Below are 20,540 nucleotides of genomic sequence, written 5' to 3'. Positions count from 1 at the left end.
ATCTCCGCGGGCGTGCCCCGGACGCGGCCGGCACCGCGGACGGCGCCGGCCGCCCGGGTCACTGGGGGTCGTAGGCGAGGTTCGGGCGCAGCCAGCGTTCGACCACGGAAAGGTCGAGCCCCCGCCGGAGGGCGTAGTCCTCGGTCTGGTCCTTGCCGACGCGTCCCACGGTGAAGTATCGCGACGACGGGTGGGCGAACAGCAGCCCGCTGACGCTGGCGGCCGGGGCCATCGCGAAGGACTCGGTCAGGGTCATGCCGAGCTGCCCCGCGTCGAGCAGGTCGAACAGGACCTGCTTCTGGCTGTGGTCGGGGCACGCCGGATAGCCGAGCGCGGGACGGATGCCGCGGAAGCGCTCGGCGTGCAGATCCGCCAGCGAGGGATCGGCATCCGGCTCGTACCAGTCACGCCGCGCCTGGAGATGGATGTGCTCGGCGAACGCCTCGGCGAGCCGGTCGGCGAGGGCCTTCACCATGATCGCGCGGTAGTCGTCGTGGCGGGCCTCGAAGTCGGCGGCCAGGGCTCCGGCTCCGTGGACGGCCACGGCGAACCCGCCGATGTGGTCCCCGGCCGGGGCCACGTAGTCGGCCAGGCACCGGTTGGGCCGTCCCTCGGGCTTGGCCGTCTGCTGGCGCAACATCGGCAGACGGAGACCGCCGCGCTCACCCGTTCCCGGTGCCCCGGCCTCGATCAGGATGTCGTCGCCCTCGGACCGGGCCGGCCAGAAGCCGTAGGCGCCTCGGACGTGGAACGAGCCGTCCGCGATGATCTGGTCGAGCAGGGCGTTCGCGTCGTCGTAGAGCTCACGGGCCACCGGCTGGTCGAGGATCGCCGGATACTTCCCCTTCAGCTGCCAGGCGAGGAAGAGGAACTGCCAGTCGATCATCCCGCGGAGGGTGGTCAGGTCCGGCTGGACGGTGCGGACACCGGTGAAGGGGGGGACGGGCAGGTCGTCGAACGGGACCCGCTCCCGGTTCGCGCGGGCCTGCGCGAGGGTCAGCAGGGGACGCCGCTCCTTGGTGGCGTGCTGCTCGCGCAGGCGCTCCTGCTCGGCGCGGTTGGCGACGGCCAGTTCCTCGGCACGCTGGGGGTCCAGCAGATCCGCGACCACGCCGACGACGCGGGAGGCGTCGAGCACGTGAACCGTGGTGCCGTCGTAGGCGGGGGCGATACGGACCGCGGTGTGCTGGCGTGACGTCGTGGCGCCGCCGATCAGCAGGGGCAGCTTCAGCCCGCGGCGCTGCATCTCCGCGGCGACGGCGACCATCTCGTCCAGCGACGGGGTGATCAGCCCGGAGAGCCCGATGGCGTCGGCGCCTTCGGTGACCGCGGTGTCGAGGACGCGGGCGGCGGGGACCATGACACCGAGGTCGATGACCTCGTAGTTGTTGCAGCCGAGGACGACGCCCACGATGTTCTTGCCGATGTCGTGCACGTCGCCCTTGACGGTCGCGAGCACCACCTTCCCGCTGCCGCGACCGGTGTCGGCGCGTCCGGCCAGCCGCGCCTGCTCCTTCTCGGCCTCCATGTAGGGCTCGAGGTAGGCGACCGAGCGCTTCATCACCCGCGCGCTCTTGACCACCTGCGGCAGGAACATCTTCCCGGAGCCGAACAGGTCGCCCACGGTCTTCATGCCGTCCATGAGCGGTCCCTCGATCACGTCGAGGGGGCGGGCCGCCCGCTGCCGGGCCTCCTCGGTGTCGGCCTCGATGAAGTCGACGATGCCGTGCACGAGCGCGTACGCCAGCCGCTCCTCCACCGGAGCGTCGCGCCAGGACAGGTCCACGCTCCGGCGGGTGCCGGCCCCGCTCACCGTCTCGGCGAACGCGACGAGCCGGTCGGTGGCGTCGGCCCGCCGGTCGAAGATCACGTCCTCGACGAGTTCGAGCAGGTCCGCGGGGATGTCCTCGTAGACCGCGAGCTGTCCCGCGTTGACGATGCCCATGTCCAGCCCGGCGCGCACGGCGTGCAGCAGGAAGGCCGAGTGCATCGCCTCACGCACGACGTCGTTGCCGCGGAAGGAGAACGACAGGTTGGAGATGCCGCCGCTGGTCCGTGCCCCCGGGCACCGCTGTTTGATGAGCGGCAGCGCGTCGATGAACGCCTTCGCGTAGCCGTTGTGCTCGGCGATGCCGGTGGCGACCGCGAGCACGTTGGGGTCGAACACGATGTCCTCGGCCGGGAAGCCGGCCTGCTGTGTGAGCAGGTCGTAGGCGCGGGCGCAGATCGACACCTTGCGCTCGGCGGTGTCGGCCTGCCCCTGCTCGTCGAAGGCCATGACGACCACGCCGGCGCCGTAGTCCCGGATGCGCCGGGCCTGCTCCAGGAACGGGCCCTCGCCCTCCTTGAGGCTGATCGAGTTGACGACGCCCTTGCCCTGCACGCACTTGAGCCCGGCCTCCAGCACGCTCCACCGCGAGCTGTCGATCATGACCGGGATGCGGGCCACCTCGGGCTCGGTCGCGATCAGGTTCAGGAACGTGGTCATGGCCCGCTCGCTGTCGAGCAGGTCGGCGTCCATGTTGACGTCGAGCAGGTTGGCCCCGCCGCGCACCTGCTCCAGCGCGACGTCGACGGCGGCCTGGTGGTCGTCCGCCTCGATCAGGCGCCGGAAGCGCGCCGAACCCGTGACGTTGGTGCGCTCGCCGATCATGACGAACCCGGTGTCCGCGCCGATCTCGAAGGGCTCCAGACCGCTGAAGCGGGTGCGCGCCGGCGGCGCCGGGACCGGACGCGGCGGGAGGGCGGACACGGCGGAGGCGATCTGCGTGATGTGCGCCGGCGTCGTCCCGCAGCAGCCGCCGACGATGTTGACCATTCCCGACGCGGCGAACTCGCCGAGCATCCCCGCGGTCTCCTGCGGCGTCTGGTCGTAGCCGCCGAACGCGTTGGGCAGACCGGCGTTGGGATGGCAGGCCGTGTAGACGCCGGCGAGCCGCGACAGCTCGGCGACGTGGGGACGCATCTCCTCGGCGCCCAGCGAGCAGTTCACGCCGACCACCAGCGGATCGGCGTGCTCGATCGAGTTCCAGAACGCCTCGACGGTCTGCCCCGACAGCGTGCGCCCGCTCAGGTCGACGATCGTCACCGAGATCCACAGCGGCAGGTCCGGCGCGACGTCTCGGGCGGCCGCGAGCGCGGCCTTCGCGTTGAGCGTGTCGAAGATCGTCTCGATCAGCAGCAGGTCGACCCCGCCGTCGGCCAGCGCCTGGATCTGCTCGGCGTAGGCGGCGTGGACCTCGTCGAACGACACCGCGCGGAACGCGGGGTCCTCCACGCGCGGGGACAGCGAGAGCGTGACGTTCAGCGGGCCGATCGAACCGGCGACGAAACGGCCGCCCGCCTCGTCGGCGGCCTGGCGCGCCAGCTGGGCTCCCCGCAGGTTCATCTCGCGCACCAGCGGCTGCAGCAGGTAGTCCGACTGGCCGATGCTCGTCGCGGTGAACGTGTTCGTCGTGGTGATGTCCGCGCCCGCCGCCAGATACTGCCGGTGAATGTCGAGGATGACATCCGGGCGGGTCAGGTTCAGCAGGTCCGGGTCGCCGGTCACGTCACACGGGTGGTCCGGCAGCAGCTGTCCGCGGTAGTCGGCCGGGGTGAGCGCGGCGCCCTGCAGCATCGTGCCCCAGGCTCCGTCGAGCACCGCGACCCGCCGGTCCAGAAGCTCCTTCAGGGCCTGCGTCCGGCTGCCCGTCCCCGCCGTGGGGCTCGCCTGCCGCGCTCGGTCCGCCCCGATGCCGGGTGCGTGCCGGACGGTGTCACGCCCGTGCCCGTCACTGTGGTTTGAAGACGACCTCACCTGAGCACCTCCGCTGCCGGAGGCGCCCTTGGGTAACAGCCCAGACCGAGCGTGGCGGGCCTGAGCCCGTCGCAGCGCCTCTCGGCCTGGAGGTCGAGAATATCAAGAGGAACGGCGCGCCGGAACGCCTCCACGCCATGCCGGGCCGTACCGCCGCGGACGCGGGGAGCCGCGGGCGGCCGCAGATCCGGCCGCGGGGTGGCCCAGCCGGAGGCAGGCAGGGCCAGGACGTGGTCGCGGGGCCGGCGAGGTGGCTGCCGCCGGGTCAGGCCGCCCCGACCGGTGTGGCGGACGCCCGCCCGCGGGTACGGCCCAGCCATGTGTCGAGCGCCCACGCTCCGGGACCGGCCACCGCGATCAGCAGGAAGGCCCAGGAGTAGACGGCGGCCAGCTCGCCGTCGTTCTCCAGCGGCCACAGGGCCTTCGGCTGGTGGACGACGAAGTACGCGTAGGCCATCTCGCCCGAGCAGATCAGCGCCGTGATCCGCGTGCCGAGGCCGAGAACGAGCAGGATGCCGCCGAAGAGCTCGATGACGCCCGCGTACCAGTGCGGCCAGGAGCCGACGCTGACCGCCTCGGCGCCGAACGCGCCGAAGATCTTGGCCGCGCCGTGGCAGGCGAAGAGCAGCGCGACGACGATGCGGAACACCGACAGGACGTACGGTGTGGCCGGCTCGACGGATTTCATGGTGGCTTTCCTCTTCTGCTGCGCCCCGCCCCGGATGGGAGCGCGGAGGCGGAATGGGAGACGGCGTCCTCCGCACAGGCGTCGGCTCGCCGGAATCACCATGGTGTTCAGGCGCAAGCCGCCGATCTGCCCCTTCTCACCCTTTCGGGGCTGGTGACAAGCCTGCCCGCCTGGCGGGCGGCTTCCCGGTAGCTCAGGGAAATTTTGGCTGGATTTCGCTGACCTGCGAAAAACCGGTGGGTTGGCGGCCCCGGACCATCCGAAGGCCAGGTCGGATCGGTGACCGTCATATATCCGGCCGGCCCCCTGCTCCCGGCCCCGGTCAGGGCCCCTGGGGGCCGCGGTAGGGCAGGGTCTGGCTGTAGACGATGTTGGTGGTGGTGCTGCCGAACTGGGCCAGTTCGTTGATGAGCTGTTCGAGGTGGGCCATGGAGGCCGCGGCCACCTTGAGCGTGTAGCAGTCGTCGCCGGTGGTCCGCAGGCATTCCAGGATCTCGAAGCGCTCGCCGAGAAGCTGGTGCAGGGGCTGGTGCCGGCTGCCGGGATATTTGAGGCGCACCACGGCGAGCACCGCGAAACCGGCCTTCACCAGGTCGACGGTGGCCTGGTAGCCGGTGATGACGCCCGTCGCCTCCAGCCGCTTGACCCGCTCGGTCGTCGCGGAGGCGCTGAGGTTCACCCGCCGTCCCAGCTCGGTGAGCGGGATGCGGCCCTCTCGCTGGAGTTCGACCAGGATGGACCAGTCGGTCGCGTCAAGATTCTCGGCCATCTGGCAAAGATACCGGCAGATCCACGGCCGATCAGCCGCTGCGCCGGGAAGAATCTCTTCCGGCCGGATACGATCACTGGATAGCCTGAAATAGTGCAAATAGGAGTTAACGTCCCGAATTTCGGGCCTGGCACCGATCCCGGCGTGCTACGGCGCTGGGCGCAGACGGCGGAGGGTCTCGGCTTCGACCTGCTGATGGTCTCAGACCACATCGTGGTGACACCCGATGTCGCCGAGCAGTATCCGGGGCCGTTCTACGAACCCTTCACCACTCTCGCCTGGCTGGCCGGCATCACCGACCGGATCCGGCTCGGGACCACGGTGCTCATCGTGCCGTACCGGCATCCGCTGCTCGTCGCCCGCATGGCGGCCAATCTCAACCAGCTCAGCGGGGGACGGCTGGTCCTCGGCGTGGGCGTCGGCTGGGCGCGGCAGGAGTTCGACGCGCTCGGGGTCCCGTTCCAGCAGCGCGGGAAGCTGACCGACGACCACCTCCGGGCGATACGTGCCGCCTGGGACGATGACGAGGACTACCGCAGCGGGCGGATACCGATCTGGATCGGCGGCAACAGCGACGCCGGCCTGCGCCGGGCGGTACGGCTCGGCGAGCCGTGGCATCCGCTCCGGTCCACCCTCGCCTGGCTGCGCGAGGCGCCGGCGCGGATGAAGGCCGCCGCGGACGAGCAGCGGCGGCCGGTGCCCGCCCTGATCCCCCGCATCGCCCTGCGGCTCACCGACGCGCCGATCACCGACCCCGGGCGGCTCGCCGGTGAGGGCACGATCGACCAGGTCCTCGACGACCTCGAACAGCTACGCCTCCTCGGAGCCGACACCGTCGTGCTCGACCCGTTCAACGGCGACCCGTACGAGACCTGCCGCCCGCAGGTGGCGTGGCAGGCGCTCGCGACCCTGGCCGCCCACCGGGACCGGGGCGCCCACCACACACAGACGGAGCAGCCGTGACACACGACGACGAACGCTTCCTCCGCAGGGCCATCGAGCTCGCCGCGACGTCACGGGCCACCGGGGACGCGCCGTTCGGATCGCTGCTGGTGGGACCGGACGGCACGGTGCTCGCCGAGGACCACAACACGGTTCTCAGCGACGCCGACATCTCCGCCCACCCCGAGCTGAAGCTGGCCAGATGGGCGGCCCGGGAACTCGACCCCGGCACCGCGGCCGCCACCACCATGTACACCAGCTGCCAGCCCTGCGGCATGTGCGCGGGCGCCATCGAACGGTCCGGCCTCGGCCGTGTCGTGTTCGCGCTCTCCAACGAGCAGCTCGCCGCCCTCAAGCCGGGCGGCGGCTGGCCGCACGTGCCCCAGGAGGGGCCCGCACTGCTCGACGAGGCGCGCGTCCCGATCGAGGGTTACTACCACTGATCCACCACGGCGGAACGGATCCCCGCGCGGGCGTCTCGTCCATACGCCTCATACGCCTCATGCGCCGGCCGGGTGAGTGCCCCTCGCCTGGAGGTGGGGCGGGTCCGGCTCCGGCCGGACCCGCGGTCCCCTCCGGACGACCGCCGAGGGTGAGGCGGATCGCCGGTCAGGCGGTCCAGTCGGGACGGCGGCCGAGGTAGCGCAGCAGTGCGGCGACCTCGTCGTCCCCGTCCTCGGCTCCGAGCGCCGGCGCGTAGGCGCCGAACGCCCTGAGCGGCTCGACGATGGCGGTGGCGACGGGCATCAGCTCCCGGGCGAGCTCCGGGGTGAGCGGTGAGGGCCGGCCGGTGGCGACGGCGATGTCCCAGGCGTGGACCGCGGCGTCGAGGGCGCAGGCGCCGGCCCCGAGCGGGGCGGGCATCTTGCCGGGCGGCACCGGGACCGAGACCTCCTGGACGTCCTCGCCGACGGTCGCCCAGGCGTCGGCGGCGGCCTTCATCGCCTCCTCCGCCGTGTCCAGGGGGGAGCCGTCCAGCTTGCCGGAGGGCGCGAACGGGTTCTCGGACGGCCCCGGGCCTCCCGTGATGAAGGAGGCGAAGCCGATCTGGTCGCCCGCGGCGTGCTGGAGCACCTGGGTCACGGTCCACCCCGCGCAGGGGGTGGGGCGGTCCCAGTCTTCGGCGGCCACGCCGCGGACGGCCGTGCGCAGCGCCTCATGCGCGTCGTTCAGCACGGTCCACCCGGTCACGGTGTTGTCGCTCATCGCTTCCCCGTCTCTCGATCCGGTCGGAACCGCCGCCCTCCGGGGCGGTCCGTCATGTCTTCATCATAGCAGAACGGAATCATCTATTCCATAATTCTCGGCCAGGCCTTCCCGGGTCGGACCGGCCGCCTCCCGGGTCGCTGGAGCTCGTCCCGGCGGCCCCGCGCCGCCGGCTTCCCGGGACGGCCGGCTTCGGTCGCGCCAAAAGCCAAAGAGTTGTTTGACACTTGGCATATGCCAAAGATATCTTTGGCATATGAAGATCACCGATCCGCGCGCCATGCGTGCGCTGGCCCACCCCCTCCGGCTGGAGCTGATAGACCTGCTGGGCCGGATCGGCCCCGCCACAGCGGCGGTCTGCGCCCGGCACCTGGGCACGACCCAGGCATCCTGCTCCTTCCACCTGCGCCAGCTCGCCAAGTACGGCTACGTCGTCGAGGCCGAGAGCGAGGACCAGCGGGAGCGGCCCTGGCGGGTCGCCGACATGGAACAGAGCTGGTCGTCGAGCGCGGGCGGCGTCGCGGCCGCCGAGCTGGAGCGGGTCTTCGTCGAGCGCGAGGCCACGCGGCTCCTCGACTGGACCCAGGCCCGCCCGCACACTCCTGAGGAGTGGCGCACGGCCGCCTTCCTCAACGGTGTCACCGCGCCGATGACCGCGCAGGAGCTCGACGGACTGGGCGAGCAGCTCGCCGCGGTGCTGGCCCCCTACATCGAGCGGGCGACCGGCCGCGCCGCCGTCCCGCAGGACGCCAGATACGTCCGGATCCTGCTCTCCGGGACACCGCTCCCGGACTCCCCGCCCGGCCCCGCCTCCCCGCCCGTCCCGGACTGACCGCTCCGGAGCGCCACCCCGGACCGCCCCCTGGCACTCCGCCGTCCCGGGGTGACCGGCCCCGGGCCCACTCCGCCGCCTTCCCCTTCCCCCCGCCCGCGAAAGGTCGACAGTGACCGCCCTGCGCAACCCCCTCTTCCGCCGGCTCCTGGTCGGCGAGGCCGTCTCCAGTTTCGGAGACAGCGCGCTGTACCTCTCCCTGGGCATCTGGGCCAAGGACCTCACCGGCTCCGACGCCGCCGCCGGACTGGTCTTCCTCTTCCTCGCCCTGCCCGGGCTGATCTCCCCGCTCTACGGCCACGTCGTGGACCGCGTCCGCCGCAGGCCGCTGCTCGTCGCGATGTACGGCACGATGGCGCTCGTCGTCCTGGCCCTGACCCTGGTCCGCTCCGCCGACCAGATCTGGATCCTCTACGCCGTCGCCCTCGCCTACGGGGTCACCTTCTCCGTCCCCGCGCACGGCGCGCTGCTGAAGGACATCCTGCCCTCCGCGGCGGCGGTGAGCGCCCGTGCGGCCCTGATCACGGTACGGCAGGGGGTGCGGATCGCCTCGCCCGTCGCCGGAGCCGGCATCTACCTGGCCTTCGGCGGCGGGACGCTCGCGGTCGTCGACGCCGTGACGTTCGTGGTCGCGATCCTCGTCCTGGCCTCGCTCAAGATCGTCGAATCCGAGCCGGAACCTGTCGGCCAGCTCTTCCTCCCGGCCGTCACCGCCGGATTCCGCTACCTGTGGCGCGTGCCGCTCCTGGTCCGGCTGGCCCTCGCCTCGACGATCTTCATGGCGACCGTGGGCCTGATGGACACGGCCGTGTTCATCGCCATCGAGCGTGGCCTGGGGCAGCCCGCCGCCTTCTTCGGCGTCCTCACCACGGTCCAGGGCGCGGGCTCCGTCGCCGGCGGTCTGCTGGCCGGGACGCTGGTCCGGCGCCTCGGCGAGGCGCGCGGGTCGAGCGTCGGCTACGCGGTCTTCGCCCTGGGCGCCGGGACCTTCCTGGTGCCCTCGCCCGTGCTCTTCCTCACCGGAGCGGCGATCTACGGCCTGGCCATCCCCCTGTTCGACATCGCCCTCGGCACCGCGCAGCACCTGTACGTCCCCGCCCGGCTCCAGGGCCGCGTGGGCGCGGCCATCGGCATGCTCTCCACCGTGGCCCAGTCGGTCTCCATCGCCGCCGGAGCGGCGCTGGCCGGAATCGTCGACTACCGCATCATGTACGCCCTGATCGCCCTGACGGCTCTGGTCTGTGCGGCGCTCATCCTGCTCCGCCCGGCTCCCGTCCCCGAGGTAGTCCCCTCCGTCGCCGACGAACGGGCCGTCGAGCACGCGTGAGCCGTTCGCCGGCGGGGGCCACCGCATGGTAAGGGCGGTGCTCCTCGCCACCGCCAACCGGCGCGGCCTGATCGTCGTCATCACCGACAATCTGTCCAGCCATTTCAGCTGGCGAGTTCGCCAGTGGCCGGCCCGTCATCCGCGGATCCGCCGTTCACGGCCGGCGCCGGGCCGATCTCCCAGCCCGTCCAGACCTTCGGCGTTGAAGCGTGCCAGCCGGTAGCGCACCGTCTTGTCCGCACAACCGAGCTCGCGGGCGATCTGCGGCACCCACAGCCGTTCCGCTGCGATCCCCAGGGTGGTCGTTGACTCCTACATCCCTGGTTGGTAATTTTGTCAGGACAAATAATATGTCTTTACAAACTCTACCTGCGGAGGACTGTCATGGCTGCCACGGTGGGTAAGATCGTGCGCACGCGGGTGCACAACCCCGAGGCGATTGCCGAGGCGGCGAAGCGACGTGTGCCGGCGTCTTCCGTGGTGGGGGAGCATGGCCGGGCGATGATCATCGCTGCGGACCATCCGGCGCGCGGCGCGCTCGGCGCCGGCGGTGATCCGATGGCCATGGCCGATCGGGGTGAGCTTCTGGACCGGCTCTGCAGGGCGCTCGAACGCCCTGGGGTGACCGGGGTGATGGGCACCGCCGACATCCTGGAAGACCTGCTGCTGCTCGAGGTGCTGGATGGCAAATCGGTGTTCGGTTCGATGAACCGGACCGGCCTGGCCGGCTCGACGTTCGAGATCGACGACCGCTTCACCGGCTACGACGCGGAGACCATCGCCGCCATGGGCTTCGACGGGGGCAAGACGCTGACCCGGATCGCGTTGGAGGACGCGGCGACGCCTTCTGTGCTGGAGAACACGGCCCGGGCCGTGAACGAACTCAACGACCGCAAGCTGATCGCGATGGTCGAACCGTTCATTTCCCGATGGGACAACGGCAAGATCTACAATGACCTGTCGCCGGAGGCCGTGATCCGGTCGATCACGATCGCCTGTGCGCTGGGGCGGCACACCGCCTACACCTGGCTGAAGCTCCCCGTGATCGAGGACATGACCGAGGTTCTGGCGGCATCGACCTTGCCCGTGTTGCTGCTCGGGGGCGACGGCACCGACCCGGAGCAGGTGTTCGCCAGGTGGGAACGCGCGCTGAAGATGCCCACCGCGCTGGGACTGGTGCCTGGCCGGACGCTGCTGTATCCGGCCGATGGAGACGTGGCCGGTGCCGTGGACAGGGCCGTCAGCCTGCTGTGATCCAGCTCTGCGCCCGGCGCATGAAGGTCGCCTTGGACGGGGTGGCGGACCGTTCAAGGCGGACCGTCCGGGGAAGGCCCCCTCGGGCGGGGCGGCGGCAGGGCGGATCATTCAATGGTGGTCGGCTGAGGCGGCTTGGATCCGCCGCAGGCGGCCTCTCAGATCCAGCAGGCGTGAGCAGAGCTCCGGGATGTCCCTCGCGTGCACCGTGCTCGGGAAATCTGGAAGCTCGGACCTGATCGCGAGCGAGGCCCACGCGGAGAACCTGATCTCCCCGTTCTCCTCGACGCTGACCCCGTCCCGCTCCGCCCACGCGCTGTTCAAGGCGACGGCCTGCGCCGGCGGCATGCTCGCGGGCAGATCCAATGCGAGGCTCCGCCCGTAGATGCGGACGGGATACCCACCGGGCAGCCCGAGCGGGCCCGGCAGGCTGGTCCGCACTTCGCGCCCGGTGACGAGGTCCGCCAGCAGCAGCGCGGTGACGTGGCCGGTCACGGCGTTCAACTCGGATCGGGCCGCGGCGCGCTGACGCCGGAGCAGCGGGCCGACCTCGCGGACCGGCGTCCCATCCAGCCAGGCCAGCGCCTCACCGGCGGCGTCGGGGGTGTGCAGGTGCCAGTGATGCCCCAGGACCTGAAGGCGTCCCCCGCGGGCCGGGCGGAGTGATTCTCGCAGCGAGGCGGCGAGCAGCGCCACGTTCCCCACGCCGCAGAAGATCGGCAGTTCGAGCGTTTTGAGCAGCGGATTCACCGCGTCGGGAAAGCAGGCGTTGAGGAAGAGGGCAGGTAGGTCCAGGGCGGCGATCGCCGAGGCCGCTTCGATGGCGACGGCCGCCTGGAGGGGGAGGGTGAGCCCGAAACCGGATCTGTTCATCAGCGCGGTCCACGCCGAAGGCGCGCGGGTCTTCTCCCAGGGAGACTGGTAAGAGGCACAGTTCAGGACGATCCGCGGACGGACCTGCCGCAGGATCGAGGAGATGGACTCGGCCGCGTACCGGTCCACCGACAGGGCACGGAACCGCACCGGGGTGCCGCTCAACGCCGCCCGGACATCCGCGACGTAACACACTTCCGCTGAACTCGACGGCGTCGTCGACACGACGGTCACGACGCATTCCTCGGCGCAGACGGCCGCCAGGGAGTAACAGATCGATCGGGCCAGCGAGCCGCTGCCCAGAATCACGATGCCGCACTCGGTCATCACATCACCTTCCGACTGTGTCGCGGCGGAGACCACGGGGTGCTCCGCTCCCGGTAGCTCATGACGATGCCGGCGCCCAGGAGCCCGAGTACGGTCAGAGCCGTCAAGGCCGTCCCGTACCCGCCGGTGCTCTGGACGAGGTAGCCGACCAGCGCGGGGCCGAGGGCGGAGCCCGCGCCGAGCGCGGTGAACAGCAGGCCGAGCAGCCTTCCGAGGCGTGCCAGGCCGAACTGGTCGGCCAGCACGACGGGGAGGAGGGCGCTGTAGCCGCCGTACATGGCGCCGTGGATGATCGCGAACGTCAGCAACCCCCCGTAACCCCGTGCGGTCGTCCACACCACCAGGCCCAGGCCGACCCCCGCATGACAGGCCTTGAAGAGGGCGAGTGACCCGAACCGGTCGGCGAGGGCGCTGATCACCAGGCGGCCCGCGATGCTGCTGATGCCGATGGCGGAGATCAGGGCCGCGGCGGCCAGGGCGCCGATGCCCAGGCGCTGCGCCGAGGGAACGAGGTGCGCGAACGGAACGTAGTTGGCCATGCAGACCAGCAGCGACGCCGCGTAGAGGGTGCGGAATCCACGGGCCGGCGGCCGTTGCGCGGCAATGGGGAAGTCCGGCGCCTGTGGCGGCCGGCCGACGAGGGCGGCGGCCAGCAGCAGCAGAGCGGCTCCCCCGACGGCGTAGTACTCGTAGGCGTGCCGCCAGCCGAAATGGCTCACCATCCAGGCCGACAGCGGCGAGCTGACGACCGTGCCGATCCCCACGCCGGTGACCACGCTGCCGGTGGCGACCGCTCGGTAGCGGTCGAACCAGCGGCCGGTGGCGGTGACCACCGGGACGTACACGCACCCGACTCCCAGCCCAATACCGAGCCCGTAGGCCAGGTAAGCCTGCCACAGCGCGTCCGAGATCGCGGTGAGGTGGAGGCCGAGCCCCAGGCAGACGGCGCCGACGAGCAGCATCACGCGGGGCCCGGCGCGGTCCGCGACAGGGCCGGTGACGGCGCTCAGGCCGAATCCCAGCAAGGTCGTGATCGAGAAGACCACGGATGCCGCGCCGTCACCGGCACCAAAGGCCTGGGCCATGGGCCCGAAGAACTGCCCGTAGCTGTACGCCAGCCCGTAGACCACGGATGCGGCGAGCGTCGCGCCCGCCGCCGCCAGCCACGCGCGGCGCGAGTCTCGCGCGCCGCCGGCAGGCGCGTGCGCGGGCGCCGACGGACACCCGGCCCCGGCCACGGCCGGTGGTGTTTCGGGGAACGACATGGTCACTCACCTGCGCTTTCTGGAACGCTGCTGAGACGGCCGGGGGCGGGCACGCTCCGTCACATCCGGCGGGAGCGGATGTGCTCCGGCACCGGCAGCCCGTCGGGCACCCGCGCCTCAGGCTGGGGGACGCCGAAGGACGTGCGTACCGGCAGCAGACCGGCCCACTTGTCCAGGTCGACCTGGTCGCCGTGATCATTGGGTGGCGCGTCGCGGATCTTCACCGACGCCTCGGTCAGGTCCAGGGTCATGACGGCGACCCGGGCCAGCACCTTGCGGTCCGGTCCGTGCCCGTAGTCCCACGCGCTCGGCGCGAGATGCTCGGCCACGACCCACATGCCGTGCCGCTTCTCCTCCTCCTCGCGCAGGAGCCGGCCGGTTCCGTGGACGATGGCCGAGCGGTAGTTCACCGAGTTGTGGTAGACCGAGCGCGCGTAGACGATGGCATCGAGATGGGTCACCGTCACGCATATCGGCGCTCCGGCGGCGAGGACGCGCGCGCTGCGGGCGCCGGCCGATGCGTGCAGGTACAGCGTGTCGCCCTCGCGGCCGTACACGCTGGGCAGCACGACAGGTCCGCCGTCCGCGACGAAGCCCAGGTGGCAGACGAGCCCGGCGTCCAGCACCTCGTACAGAGCCTGACGGCCGGTCGCGGCGCGCTCGTGGTAGCGGCGTACGGTGCTGCGTGCCGTGGGTGACAGGGGGCCATGCCCGGTACTGCTCATGTCGGCCTTCTTTCTGTTCCGCCGCGCGTTTACAGCACGGCCTTGGCGACGTCTTCGGCCGAGCGGACCTCGATGACCTGAGACCGTTCCGGCATCTGGTCCGGTTCGGCGACGTACATGCCGGAGCCGTGCAGCACCACGCCGTCGAAGCCGCAGACCAGGCCCCGGTCCAGGCTGTTGAGCACGCCGGTGAGCCCCATGACCAGCGACCATTCGGCCAGGTGGCGGGGATCGGCGGGCAACGGCCGGTCGCTGGCTTGGAAGTGGTGTCGTACGGTGCCGTAGCGCTGAACGCACTCCAGCAGCGACACCACGACGGCCGATCCTCCGTGCTCGGCGATCAGCGCGGTCATCTCCGGCGCGGTGGGCGGATTGCAGGTGTAGAAGGTGGGCTCGAGATTCTCCCGCGGATCCCACGTCACCTGGGGGAAGTGCGGGGAGTCTTGCTGCTCGTACACCTCGTCGGCGTCGCGGCGCTTCCAGTTCGGCTGCGGGTCGTGGTCTTTCGTCTCGGTCAGGTAGTGGCGGACCATGTCACTGGTCGCCAGATGCTGGACCAGGAGGAATCCCGGCTGCGGGTGCGTGATGCCCAGCGCGGCCATGGTGTCGATGCCGTGCTGATAGCCGAGCAGGCCGTACGCGCTGGAGACGGCGTGCGCGTGCAGGAGCCGGTGGCCGGGCCGGTCGTCGCCGAATTCGTGCTCGTAAAAGGCGCGGCAGGCGTCGGCCACCTTGTAGTTGGCGATGTCGAGGGAGTACCAGACCCTTTCATCCATCCCGGCCGCAGCTTCGGCGAACGTCCGGCCGATGGTCTTGACGGCGCCGGCCTCGGGCCCGGAGTAGACGAGGATCGGATTGCGGGCCCGCAGTTCGTCGGACTCGGTCAGGACGTTGCGCCGGAACTTGTACAGCGTGGCCGCCGGCGTCAGCGTGACGATGCGCAGTTCGTCGGGGGTGGCCAGCTTCAACTCCAGAGCACGGGCCACGGCGTCGCGCAGGGCGACGGCCTTGTTTCCCGAGGACGGGGTGAACAGGAGGACCGATTCGCCGGTCCGATCGATGTGCTGCACCGCCCGGGCCACCATCAGAAGGGACGCCGTGGTCTTGGTCGTACGGGTTCCCGGATTCTTCATCAGGTCCAGCAGGACCAGATTCCGGCCGGCGTAACTGCCCAGCGGACTCAGCGAGGCGCCGGCGACGGCGAAATACTCCTCCCACGCGTCGGTCAGCACTGGGTAGGAGAATTCCGGGGCGAAGCCGGTGGACCGGGCCGGTGCGCAGCGCCGGGAGGCCTCCCGCACGCCGTTGTAATAGCGGGTGATGACGCTCTCGGAGTCGGTGGTCTTGATTTTGGCCGCGAAATTGCGCGCGCCAAGGCTCATGGAATGGCACCTTTCGCTCAAGGGAAGGCGTGCGGGTGGGGGCGGATCTAGTAGTGGCGCAGGAGCTGGTCGGCGACGATGCGGGCCTGCCGTCCGATGATGAGCATCGAACTGGTGTAGTAATGGGTGCCTGCTGTCAGATGCCCCAGAGCGAACAGGTCCCGGTTCTCGCTCCCGTCCGCTGCCAGGACCCTGTTGGTGTACCGGGCCACGTCCACGCCTCCCAGGGGATGCCGCCGCGCCACGCCGGCTTTCACCAGGCTCTCGACCAGCGGAACCGCCGCTTCAGGAATGGCCGCGGCGGCCGGGCGCGTCGTGTTGACCACGATGTCGGCCGCGATGTCGCCCGCACCGGTCGAGGCGAGAAAGGCGGGAAGCGGGAATTCGCCGGGCCTTATCCCGCGGACACCGCGCACGACCCGCAGTTGTCCCGCGTCGGCGGCCGTCTGCAGCCGGACGGCCGTCTGCTGAGGCATCGGGCTCAGCAGGCTGACGAATTTCCGATGCCAGCGAGTGAGAAACCGGCGCCGTTCAGCGTCGGGCATGGCGTGCCAGATGAGCTCGACCGACTCGTGCATCGCCTCGATGATGACGGGCTGCCAGAGTGCGCCGCCGTCGCGGGCCTGCTGGAGCTGGCGGCGCAGCCGGCGGGCGACTGGCTCGCCCGGTACGGTCTCGGCGCACGCGCGGTTCAGGCCCGTCCCCGCCCCCTGCAATTCGCGGTCGAGCAGCGCCAGCAGCCGTTCCCCGGTCATGACCGGGTCGACCGCCAGGGCGGCGCGAACGGCGGCATGGGAGAGGTGCCGCAATTCAGGCGTGGGGGCGCTGGTGCGCACGGTCGGCAGCAGCCCGTTCCTCGACGCCATGGTGATGCCGCCCCGATGGCCGTTCTCCAGCAGGAACAGCACGGTGTCGACGGCGGTCAGACCCGTTCCCAGCACCAGGACATGGGCTTCATGCTGTATGGCGGCCAATTGTGCGCTCAGCGGATAGGAGTCGTTGATATATCCCGGCGCCCGGGCCAGCCGGTACACATCGACCGGCCCTCCGGTGCCCACGCACAGCACGACGCGGTCCAGGCCGTCGAAACGCCGCCCGTCCTCGGTGAGCGCGTGAAAGCCGACCGGCCCCTGACGCAGCCGTATCACCGGCGATCCCACCGTGCGCACGCTTTTCCCGCGTCCGGCCAGCCGATCGGTGATCTCGGCCGCCACGTCGGCGAGATACTCGCCGAACAGCCGACGGGGAAGAAACGCCGCCGGGGAGACAGGGCGTCCGTTCAGGCCGCCCCGTTCCTTGACCCATTCCAGGAAGTGCCCGGGTGCGTCCGGCAGTACGGACATGCGCTCGGCCGAGACGTTCAACAGCGCGATGTCGGAGTCAGGGAGATAGGCCCGGCCGGGCCCGACGTTCTTCGCCGGCTCGAAAACCGTGATGTCGAGGTCCGGCAGGCGGTCGCGGGTGAGTGCGGCCAGCAATGCGACGGCCGCACCGCCGCCCCCGATGATTCCCAGCTTCATGTCGTCCTCTTCGTGCGCGGAGGTACGGCCAACGGCGGAATTCCGGGCAGCACTGAGCGGCAGCGCGGCTCCCGTTTCCTGCGAGATACGCCGCGCCTCTAGCGCCGCGTGGTCTCCCGCTGCTGGGTCACGAACAGGCTGGTGTAATCACCGCCGGACCAGTCCGGCGGCAGGAGACAAGGGCGAGGGTCGTGCACCGCCCACCGGGCCGGCTCACCGCGTACGATCTCACCCGCATGGCTGCTGGGCAGCGGATTCGCGGTATAGGGCATGGAATTGGCCGCGCTGTACACGTTGAGCAACAGCGGCCGGCCGAGGTCCGACTCGTTCTTGGCCGAGCAGTGCAGGGTCCGGCAGTTGTGAATGGTCACCGATCCGGCCCGCCCCGGGAGATAGACCGCGCGGTCGGCGGGCAGCGCGGCGGCGTCGGAATCGTTCAGCGCCCCCGTCCAGACGCCGTCGGAGCCGTAGAGGTCGTAGAGTTCGCCTTCATGGCTGCCCGGAATCACGCCGAGCGGCGCCTGGTCCGGGGAACAGTCGTACAAATAGGTGCCGAAGGTCAGCGAACTGTAGTTGGTGTGCGGCCAGAACTGCACATCCTGGTGCCACTTCACCTCGGCGCCGCCCCGGGCCCACTTGAAATTCAGCTTGGAATGATGGAATTTCACGTCCGGGCCCACCAGGTCGGCCGCGATGTCGGCGAGCACCGAGTCCCGCGCGAAGCGCCAGTAATCCGGGTGCTGGTCGACCGGGCTGGTCACGCGCCGTAGCCGGGGGGTTTCGGCAGAGTGCCCCGGCTCGATGTCGAACACCGCGTCGGAGCGGTCGATCGTCCGGCTGTGCTCGACCATCTCGTCGGTCGCCGCCCGGAGGCGGGTGAGCCATTCGCTGGAGATCACCTCCTCCAGGAGCAGATAGCCGTTGCTGAAGTAGCACTCCCGCTGCTCTTCCGTCAGGACCTTGGGGGTAATGCGACGGACCTCATCGACCAGCATGTACGTTCTCCTCGACCAGAGACACGGACCCGGGGTGTACGCACATCCTTGTGCGATATGTCCTTACATATGGACAAGCTATTGTCCGCATCGGCTGTTGTCCAGCGTTCCGATCAATCTTTGCCGCGGGGCGCGGCCGGTCTGAGGAAGGTTCTCGGCGGGCGATGGGCGGAGCCGGACCCGGGGTTGCGAAATAGCGGAACGGCCATTAGCGCTGGGGTATCCCGTCGCAGGTCAGGAGAGGGTCAGGCGGACGCGGCAGCAGTTTTCGCGTGGTCGTGGCCCTCGTTGTGCTGCGTTCCTCATAGCAGGTAGACGAACTTGCGGCGTAGGGTTCGGGGCTGTGGCGGTGGTCGCCCCCAGACCCAGGGTGGGCGCGGGCGTTGAGTTGCGCGGTGGCAAGGGTGCCCACCGGGGGGAGCACGGCTCGCCACGGAGGTTCAGGACCGGACACCTTCATGCGCACCCACGGGTCCGGTAAAGTAGCGATCTTCGGCTGGCACGAGCCCCCGGAGTCCATGAAGGCGAACGCCCATGATGAGCTTCGACCAGACGCCCACACGAATCCGTCTCGACGCCGCGCTGAACCGCGTGGCCGTCACCTTCCACGGCATGACCGCCCGTCCCGACGAGCGCAACTGCGAGTGCCACTGGGGCAGCGCGGAAGAGCTCGCGCAGCTGAAGGTGCCGGATGTGGAGTTGGACCCCGACCTGCTGCGTCGCACCTGGGAGGCCGTCGACTGGGATGACCATGCATCCGTGCTGCGCCGCATCCTGCCTCAGTTCTCCAGGGCCCTCGTCCACGGCCTCGTCGAGCCTCTCTTCGGCATGGATGAGGTCGGACATTCACTCGCTCGCGGTCACTGGCAGCAGTGGCCTGCCGAGCAGGCCGCGGCGGTACGGGAGTTCCTGCACGCCTGGTGGGCCCACACTCTCACCGACCCGGATCCCGCCGTGCCCGCGCACGAGGTCCTCGCCCTGTGTGCCGAAGCCTCCGCCACGCTCAGCCCATGGCTGCACGCCTGGGAAGCGCAGCCGCACACCGTGGCTGACCGGCATCTGGTCGCAGCGGCGGCGCACTGGGAGTACGACCTGCTGGGAGATCAACTCCCTTGGGAGGCCCGGAACTGGGGGGACCAGGAAGAGACGCGTACCGAGTTGACGGCCTGGCTGATCCGTCATGCTCCTGCCCGGCTCCACACTCAGAACGCCCCCGCGGAACTGCTCCACCGGATACGGCTGCTCGGCCTCACCGGCCCCGCCCGCTGGGAGGACCCGCACTGGCCCGGCCACAGATACTGAGCCACCGCCCACCGCTGATCTCCGCACTCAGCCTTCTCGAAGGCCGCACGGTGACGTCGCCACGGGCCGGCGGTCGCCGGGATCCCCCTGAGCGGCGCCGATCGACATGCCGGTCACGCGTTGCACGATGGGAGGCCGTATCGGCGGCCGTCAGCCTCTGGCGTTGCGGCGCAGGATGTCGATGGCGCGCACGGTGACGTGGCCGCGCCAGTCGAGGGCGCCGCCCGGTGAGATCTCGGCGTAGTCGACCGTCCATCCGCCGTCGTCCTGTTGCAGGGCCGCCAGGCGGTCCAGGTCGGCGGAGATCACCTCCGGGGCGAACAGCGCCCGCGCCGGGCGGCCGGGGAACGGCGCGAAGTCGAGCGGGTGCAGCGTCTCCTCCTCGGTGCCGCCCTCGACGTGCAGCCGCCCGTCGGCGGGGATGTGCCCGCCGAGACGGCTCAGCAGGCCGGCCGCCTCGGGGTGGACGTCGTGCACGCTGTCGAGGAAGCGCACCGCGAAGGCCAGCACGTACGCGTGGGGCGTCCGGTCGATCGCCTCGATGGCGGCCAGGCAGTAGCGGGTGACCCAGTCGAGCCAGGGATGGGCGGCGACGGCCGGATCGTGGGCGGCGACGCGGCGGGCGGCGGCCGCGGTCACGGCGCTGATCTGCAACGAGGAGACCGTGGGGTCGGCGCTGCTCCACCAGGGGGCGGTGCCGGCGCCGGTGGTGAGGGGCAGCGCGAACGGCAGGCCGCCGTCGGGCAGGGAGACCGATTCCAGCCAGTCGCACAGGGCGGTGGCCTGCGGGGCGGTGGCCGGGGCGATGTCCTCGAACACCTCGAAGGCGTGCAGCGCGGCCCCCGGCTGGCTCTCGGGGGAGCGCAGGTCGGGCTCCAGCCCCCAGCCGTAGCCGCCGTCGGGGTTGCGGTAGCCGTCCAGCGCGGTCAGCGCCGGTGCGGGGTCCCCGCCGCCCGTCAGCAGCTGGAAGCGGCGGCGGTCCAGGACGCGCGCGTGGCCGGCCATGAATGAGGCGGCCGCCGAGAGGTCGATGTCCGTGCGTTCGTGTCCTGGCCCGTTCATGCGTCCATCCTGTCCCAGTCGTGGAGGTGCGGGTCCGCGGGCCCCGGCCGTCGCCGGACGCCGGCGGGCGTCATGGACGGTCGCCGCCGGTGGTGATCCGATCCCCGCCCGTCTGTCACCATCCTCCCGACGGCGCCGGCGGGGCGTCTTGCAGATTCCGGACACGCCTGGCCCGGAGCCGCCGGGTGGGAGACCGACGCCCACCCGGCGGACCGGCTCACCGCCGTGCCTGGCCAGGTCATCGCCTGGGCGGTGCCACGAGGACGCCGCGG

Annotated in this window: 18 protein-coding genes and 1 riboswitch; of the genes, 6 read left to right on the top strand and 12 right to left on the bottom strand. The window is 70.8% G+C overall.

The window, feature by feature from the left end; translation table 11 throughout:
• Positions 1-58 precede the first annotated feature (58 nt).
• The 3 genes from metH to ACZ6R6_RS09295 form a co-directional block, all read right to left on the bottom strand.
• Positions 59-3,799 carry a methionine synthase gene (gene metH, locus ACZ6R6_RS09305; RefSeq protein WP_470091610.1) on the bottom strand — a complete coding sequence of 1,247 codons (3,741 nt, stop codon included), beginning with the start codon at positions 3,797-3,799 and terminating at the stop codon, positions 59-61.
• 14 nt (positions 3,800-3,813) lie between these two features.
• A riboswitch (S-adenosyl-L-homocysteine riboswitch) is annotated at positions 3,814-3,888 on the bottom strand.
• A gap of 176 nt (positions 3,889-4,064) precedes the next feature.
• A complete protein-coding gene (locus ACZ6R6_RS09300) occupies positions 4,065-4,487 on the bottom strand; it encodes a DoxX family protein (protein ID WP_470091608.1) in 423 nt (140 codons plus the stop codon).
• 322 nt (positions 4,488-4,809) lie between these two features.
• Positions 4,810-5,256 (bottom strand): Lrp/AsnC family transcriptional regulator, encoded by a 447-nt coding sequence (locus tag ACZ6R6_RS09295; RefSeq protein WP_470091606.1) that lies wholly within the window; start codon positions 5,254-5,256, stop codon positions 4,810-4,812.
• A 93-nt stretch (positions 5,257-5,349) separates the two neighbouring features.
• On the opposite strand from ACZ6R6_RS09295, the gene ACZ6R6_RS09290 reads away from it, so the two are divergent.
• Both ACZ6R6_RS09290 and ACZ6R6_RS09285 read left to right on the top strand, forming a co-directional pair.
• Positions 5,350-6,219, top strand: coding sequence for an LLM class flavin-dependent oxidoreductase (locus tag ACZ6R6_RS09290; protein WP_470091604.1), 870 nt, complete (start codon positions 5,350-5,352; stop codon positions 6,217-6,219).
• Positions 6,216-6,641 (top strand): nucleoside deaminase, encoded by a 426-nt coding sequence (locus tag ACZ6R6_RS09285; protein WP_470091602.1) that lies wholly within the window; start codon positions 6,216-6,218, stop codon positions 6,639-6,641. The genes ACZ6R6_RS09290 and ACZ6R6_RS09285 overlap by 4 nt, the downstream gene beginning before the upstream one ends.
• Before the next feature lie 166 nt (positions 6,642-6,807).
• Here ACZ6R6_RS09285 and ACZ6R6_RS09280 read toward each other — a convergent pair whose 3' ends face one another.
• Positions 6,808-7,404 (bottom strand): TIGR03086 family metal-binding protein, encoded by a 597-nt coding sequence (locus ACZ6R6_RS09280; RefSeq protein ID WP_470091600.1) that lies wholly within the window; start codon positions 7,402-7,404, stop codon positions 6,808-6,810.
• 256 nt (positions 7,405-7,660) lie between these two features.
• Here ACZ6R6_RS09280 and ACZ6R6_RS09275 point away from each other — a divergent pair, with 256 nt between their 5' ends.
• Positions 7,661-8,236: an ArsR/SmtB family transcription factor gene (locus tag ACZ6R6_RS09275; protein ID WP_470091598.1), complete on the top strand. Its 576-nt coding sequence runs from the start codon at positions 7,661-7,663 to the stop codon at positions 8,234-8,236.
• A gap of 112 nt (positions 8,237-8,348) precedes the next feature.
• Positions 8,349-9,563, top strand: a complete 1,215-nt coding sequence (locus ACZ6R6_RS09270) for an MFS transporter (protein ID WP_470091596.1) — start codon at positions 8,349-8,351, stop codon at positions 9,561-9,563.
• A 135-nt stretch (positions 9,564-9,698) separates the two neighbouring features.
• Here the strand turns inward: ACZ6R6_RS09270 and ACZ6R6_RS09265 are convergent, their stop codons facing one another.
• Positions 9,699-9,833 carry a helix-turn-helix domain-containing protein gene (locus ACZ6R6_RS09265; protein ID WP_470091594.1) on the bottom strand — a complete coding sequence of 45 codons (135 nt, stop codon included), beginning with the start codon at positions 9,831-9,833 and terminating at the stop codon, positions 9,699-9,701.
• 114 nt (positions 9,834-9,947) lie between these two features.
• Between ACZ6R6_RS09265 and ACZ6R6_RS09260 the strand changes: the two genes are divergently transcribed.
• On the top strand, positions 9,948-10,817 hold the full coding sequence (locus tag ACZ6R6_RS09260; RefSeq protein ID WP_470091592.1) for a Cgl0159 family (beta/alpha)8-fold protein: 870 nt from the start codon (positions 9,948-9,950) through the stop codon (positions 10,815-10,817).
• A gap of 111 nt (positions 10,818-10,928) precedes the next feature.
• Here ACZ6R6_RS09260 and ACZ6R6_RS09255 read toward each other — a convergent pair whose 3' ends face one another.
• The 6 genes from ACZ6R6_RS09255 to ACZ6R6_RS09230 all read right to left on the bottom strand — a co-directional run bounded on the left by ACZ6R6_RS09255 (position 10,929) and on the right by ACZ6R6_RS09230 (position 17,904).
• The gene (locus ACZ6R6_RS09255) at positions 10,929-12,017 is read right to left on the bottom strand and encodes a hypothetical protein (protein ID WP_470091590.1); all 1,089 of its coding nucleotides are present in this window, start codon (positions 12,015-12,017) and stop codon (positions 10,929-10,931) included.
• Positions 12,017-13,282 carry an MFS transporter gene (locus tag ACZ6R6_RS09250; protein WP_470091588.1) on the bottom strand — a complete coding sequence of 422 codons (1,266 nt, stop codon included), beginning with the start codon at positions 13,280-13,282 and terminating at the stop codon, positions 12,017-12,019. Before ACZ6R6_RS09250 ends, ACZ6R6_RS09255 begins: the two co-directional genes overlap by 1 nt.
• A 59-nt stretch (positions 13,283-13,341) precedes the next feature.
• Positions 13,342-14,007 carry a pyridoxamine 5'-phosphate oxidase family protein gene (locus tag ACZ6R6_RS09245; RefSeq protein WP_470091586.1) on the bottom strand — a complete coding sequence of 222 codons (666 nt, stop codon included), beginning with the start codon at positions 14,005-14,007 and terminating at the stop codon, positions 13,342-13,344.
• Between the two features lie 29 nt (positions 14,008-14,036).
• The gene (locus tag ACZ6R6_RS09240) at positions 14,037-15,389 is read right to left on the bottom strand and encodes a DUF6002 family protein (RefSeq protein ID WP_470091584.1); all 1,353 of its coding nucleotides are present in this window, start codon (positions 15,387-15,389) and stop codon (positions 14,037-14,039) included.
• A gap of 47 nt (positions 15,390-15,436) precedes the next feature.
• Positions 15,437-16,909, bottom strand: a complete 1,473-nt coding sequence (locus tag ACZ6R6_RS09235; RefSeq protein WP_470091582.1) for an FAD/NAD(P)-binding protein — start codon at positions 16,907-16,909, stop codon at positions 15,437-15,439.
• A 98-nt stretch (positions 16,910-17,007) separates the two neighbouring features.
• Positions 17,008-17,904, bottom strand: a complete 897-nt coding sequence (locus ACZ6R6_RS09230; RefSeq protein ID WP_470091580.1) for a phytanoyl-CoA dioxygenase family protein — start codon at positions 17,902-17,904, stop codon at positions 17,008-17,010.
• A gap of 534 nt (positions 17,905-18,438) precedes the next feature.
• Between ACZ6R6_RS09230 and ACZ6R6_RS09225 the strand changes: the two genes are divergently transcribed.
• Positions 18,439-19,206: a hypothetical protein gene (locus ACZ6R6_RS09225; RefSeq protein WP_470091578.1), complete on the top strand. Its 768-nt coding sequence runs from the start codon at positions 18,439-18,441 to the stop codon at positions 19,204-19,206.
• A gap of 150 nt (positions 19,207-19,356) precedes the next feature.
• Here the strand turns inward: ACZ6R6_RS09225 and ACZ6R6_RS09220 are convergent, their stop codons facing one another.
• The gene (locus ACZ6R6_RS09220) at positions 19,357-20,268 is read right to left on the bottom strand and encodes a hypothetical protein (protein WP_470091576.1); all 912 of its coding nucleotides are present in this window, start codon (positions 20,266-20,268) and stop codon (positions 19,357-19,359) included.
• Between the last annotated feature and the right edge of the window lie 272 nt (positions 20,269-20,540).

The organism is Streptosporangium sp. NPDC048886 (assembly GCF_055586905.1).
Note: the sequence above shows the minus strand (reverse complement) of the source record. Positions and strands in the feature narration are given on the sequence as shown.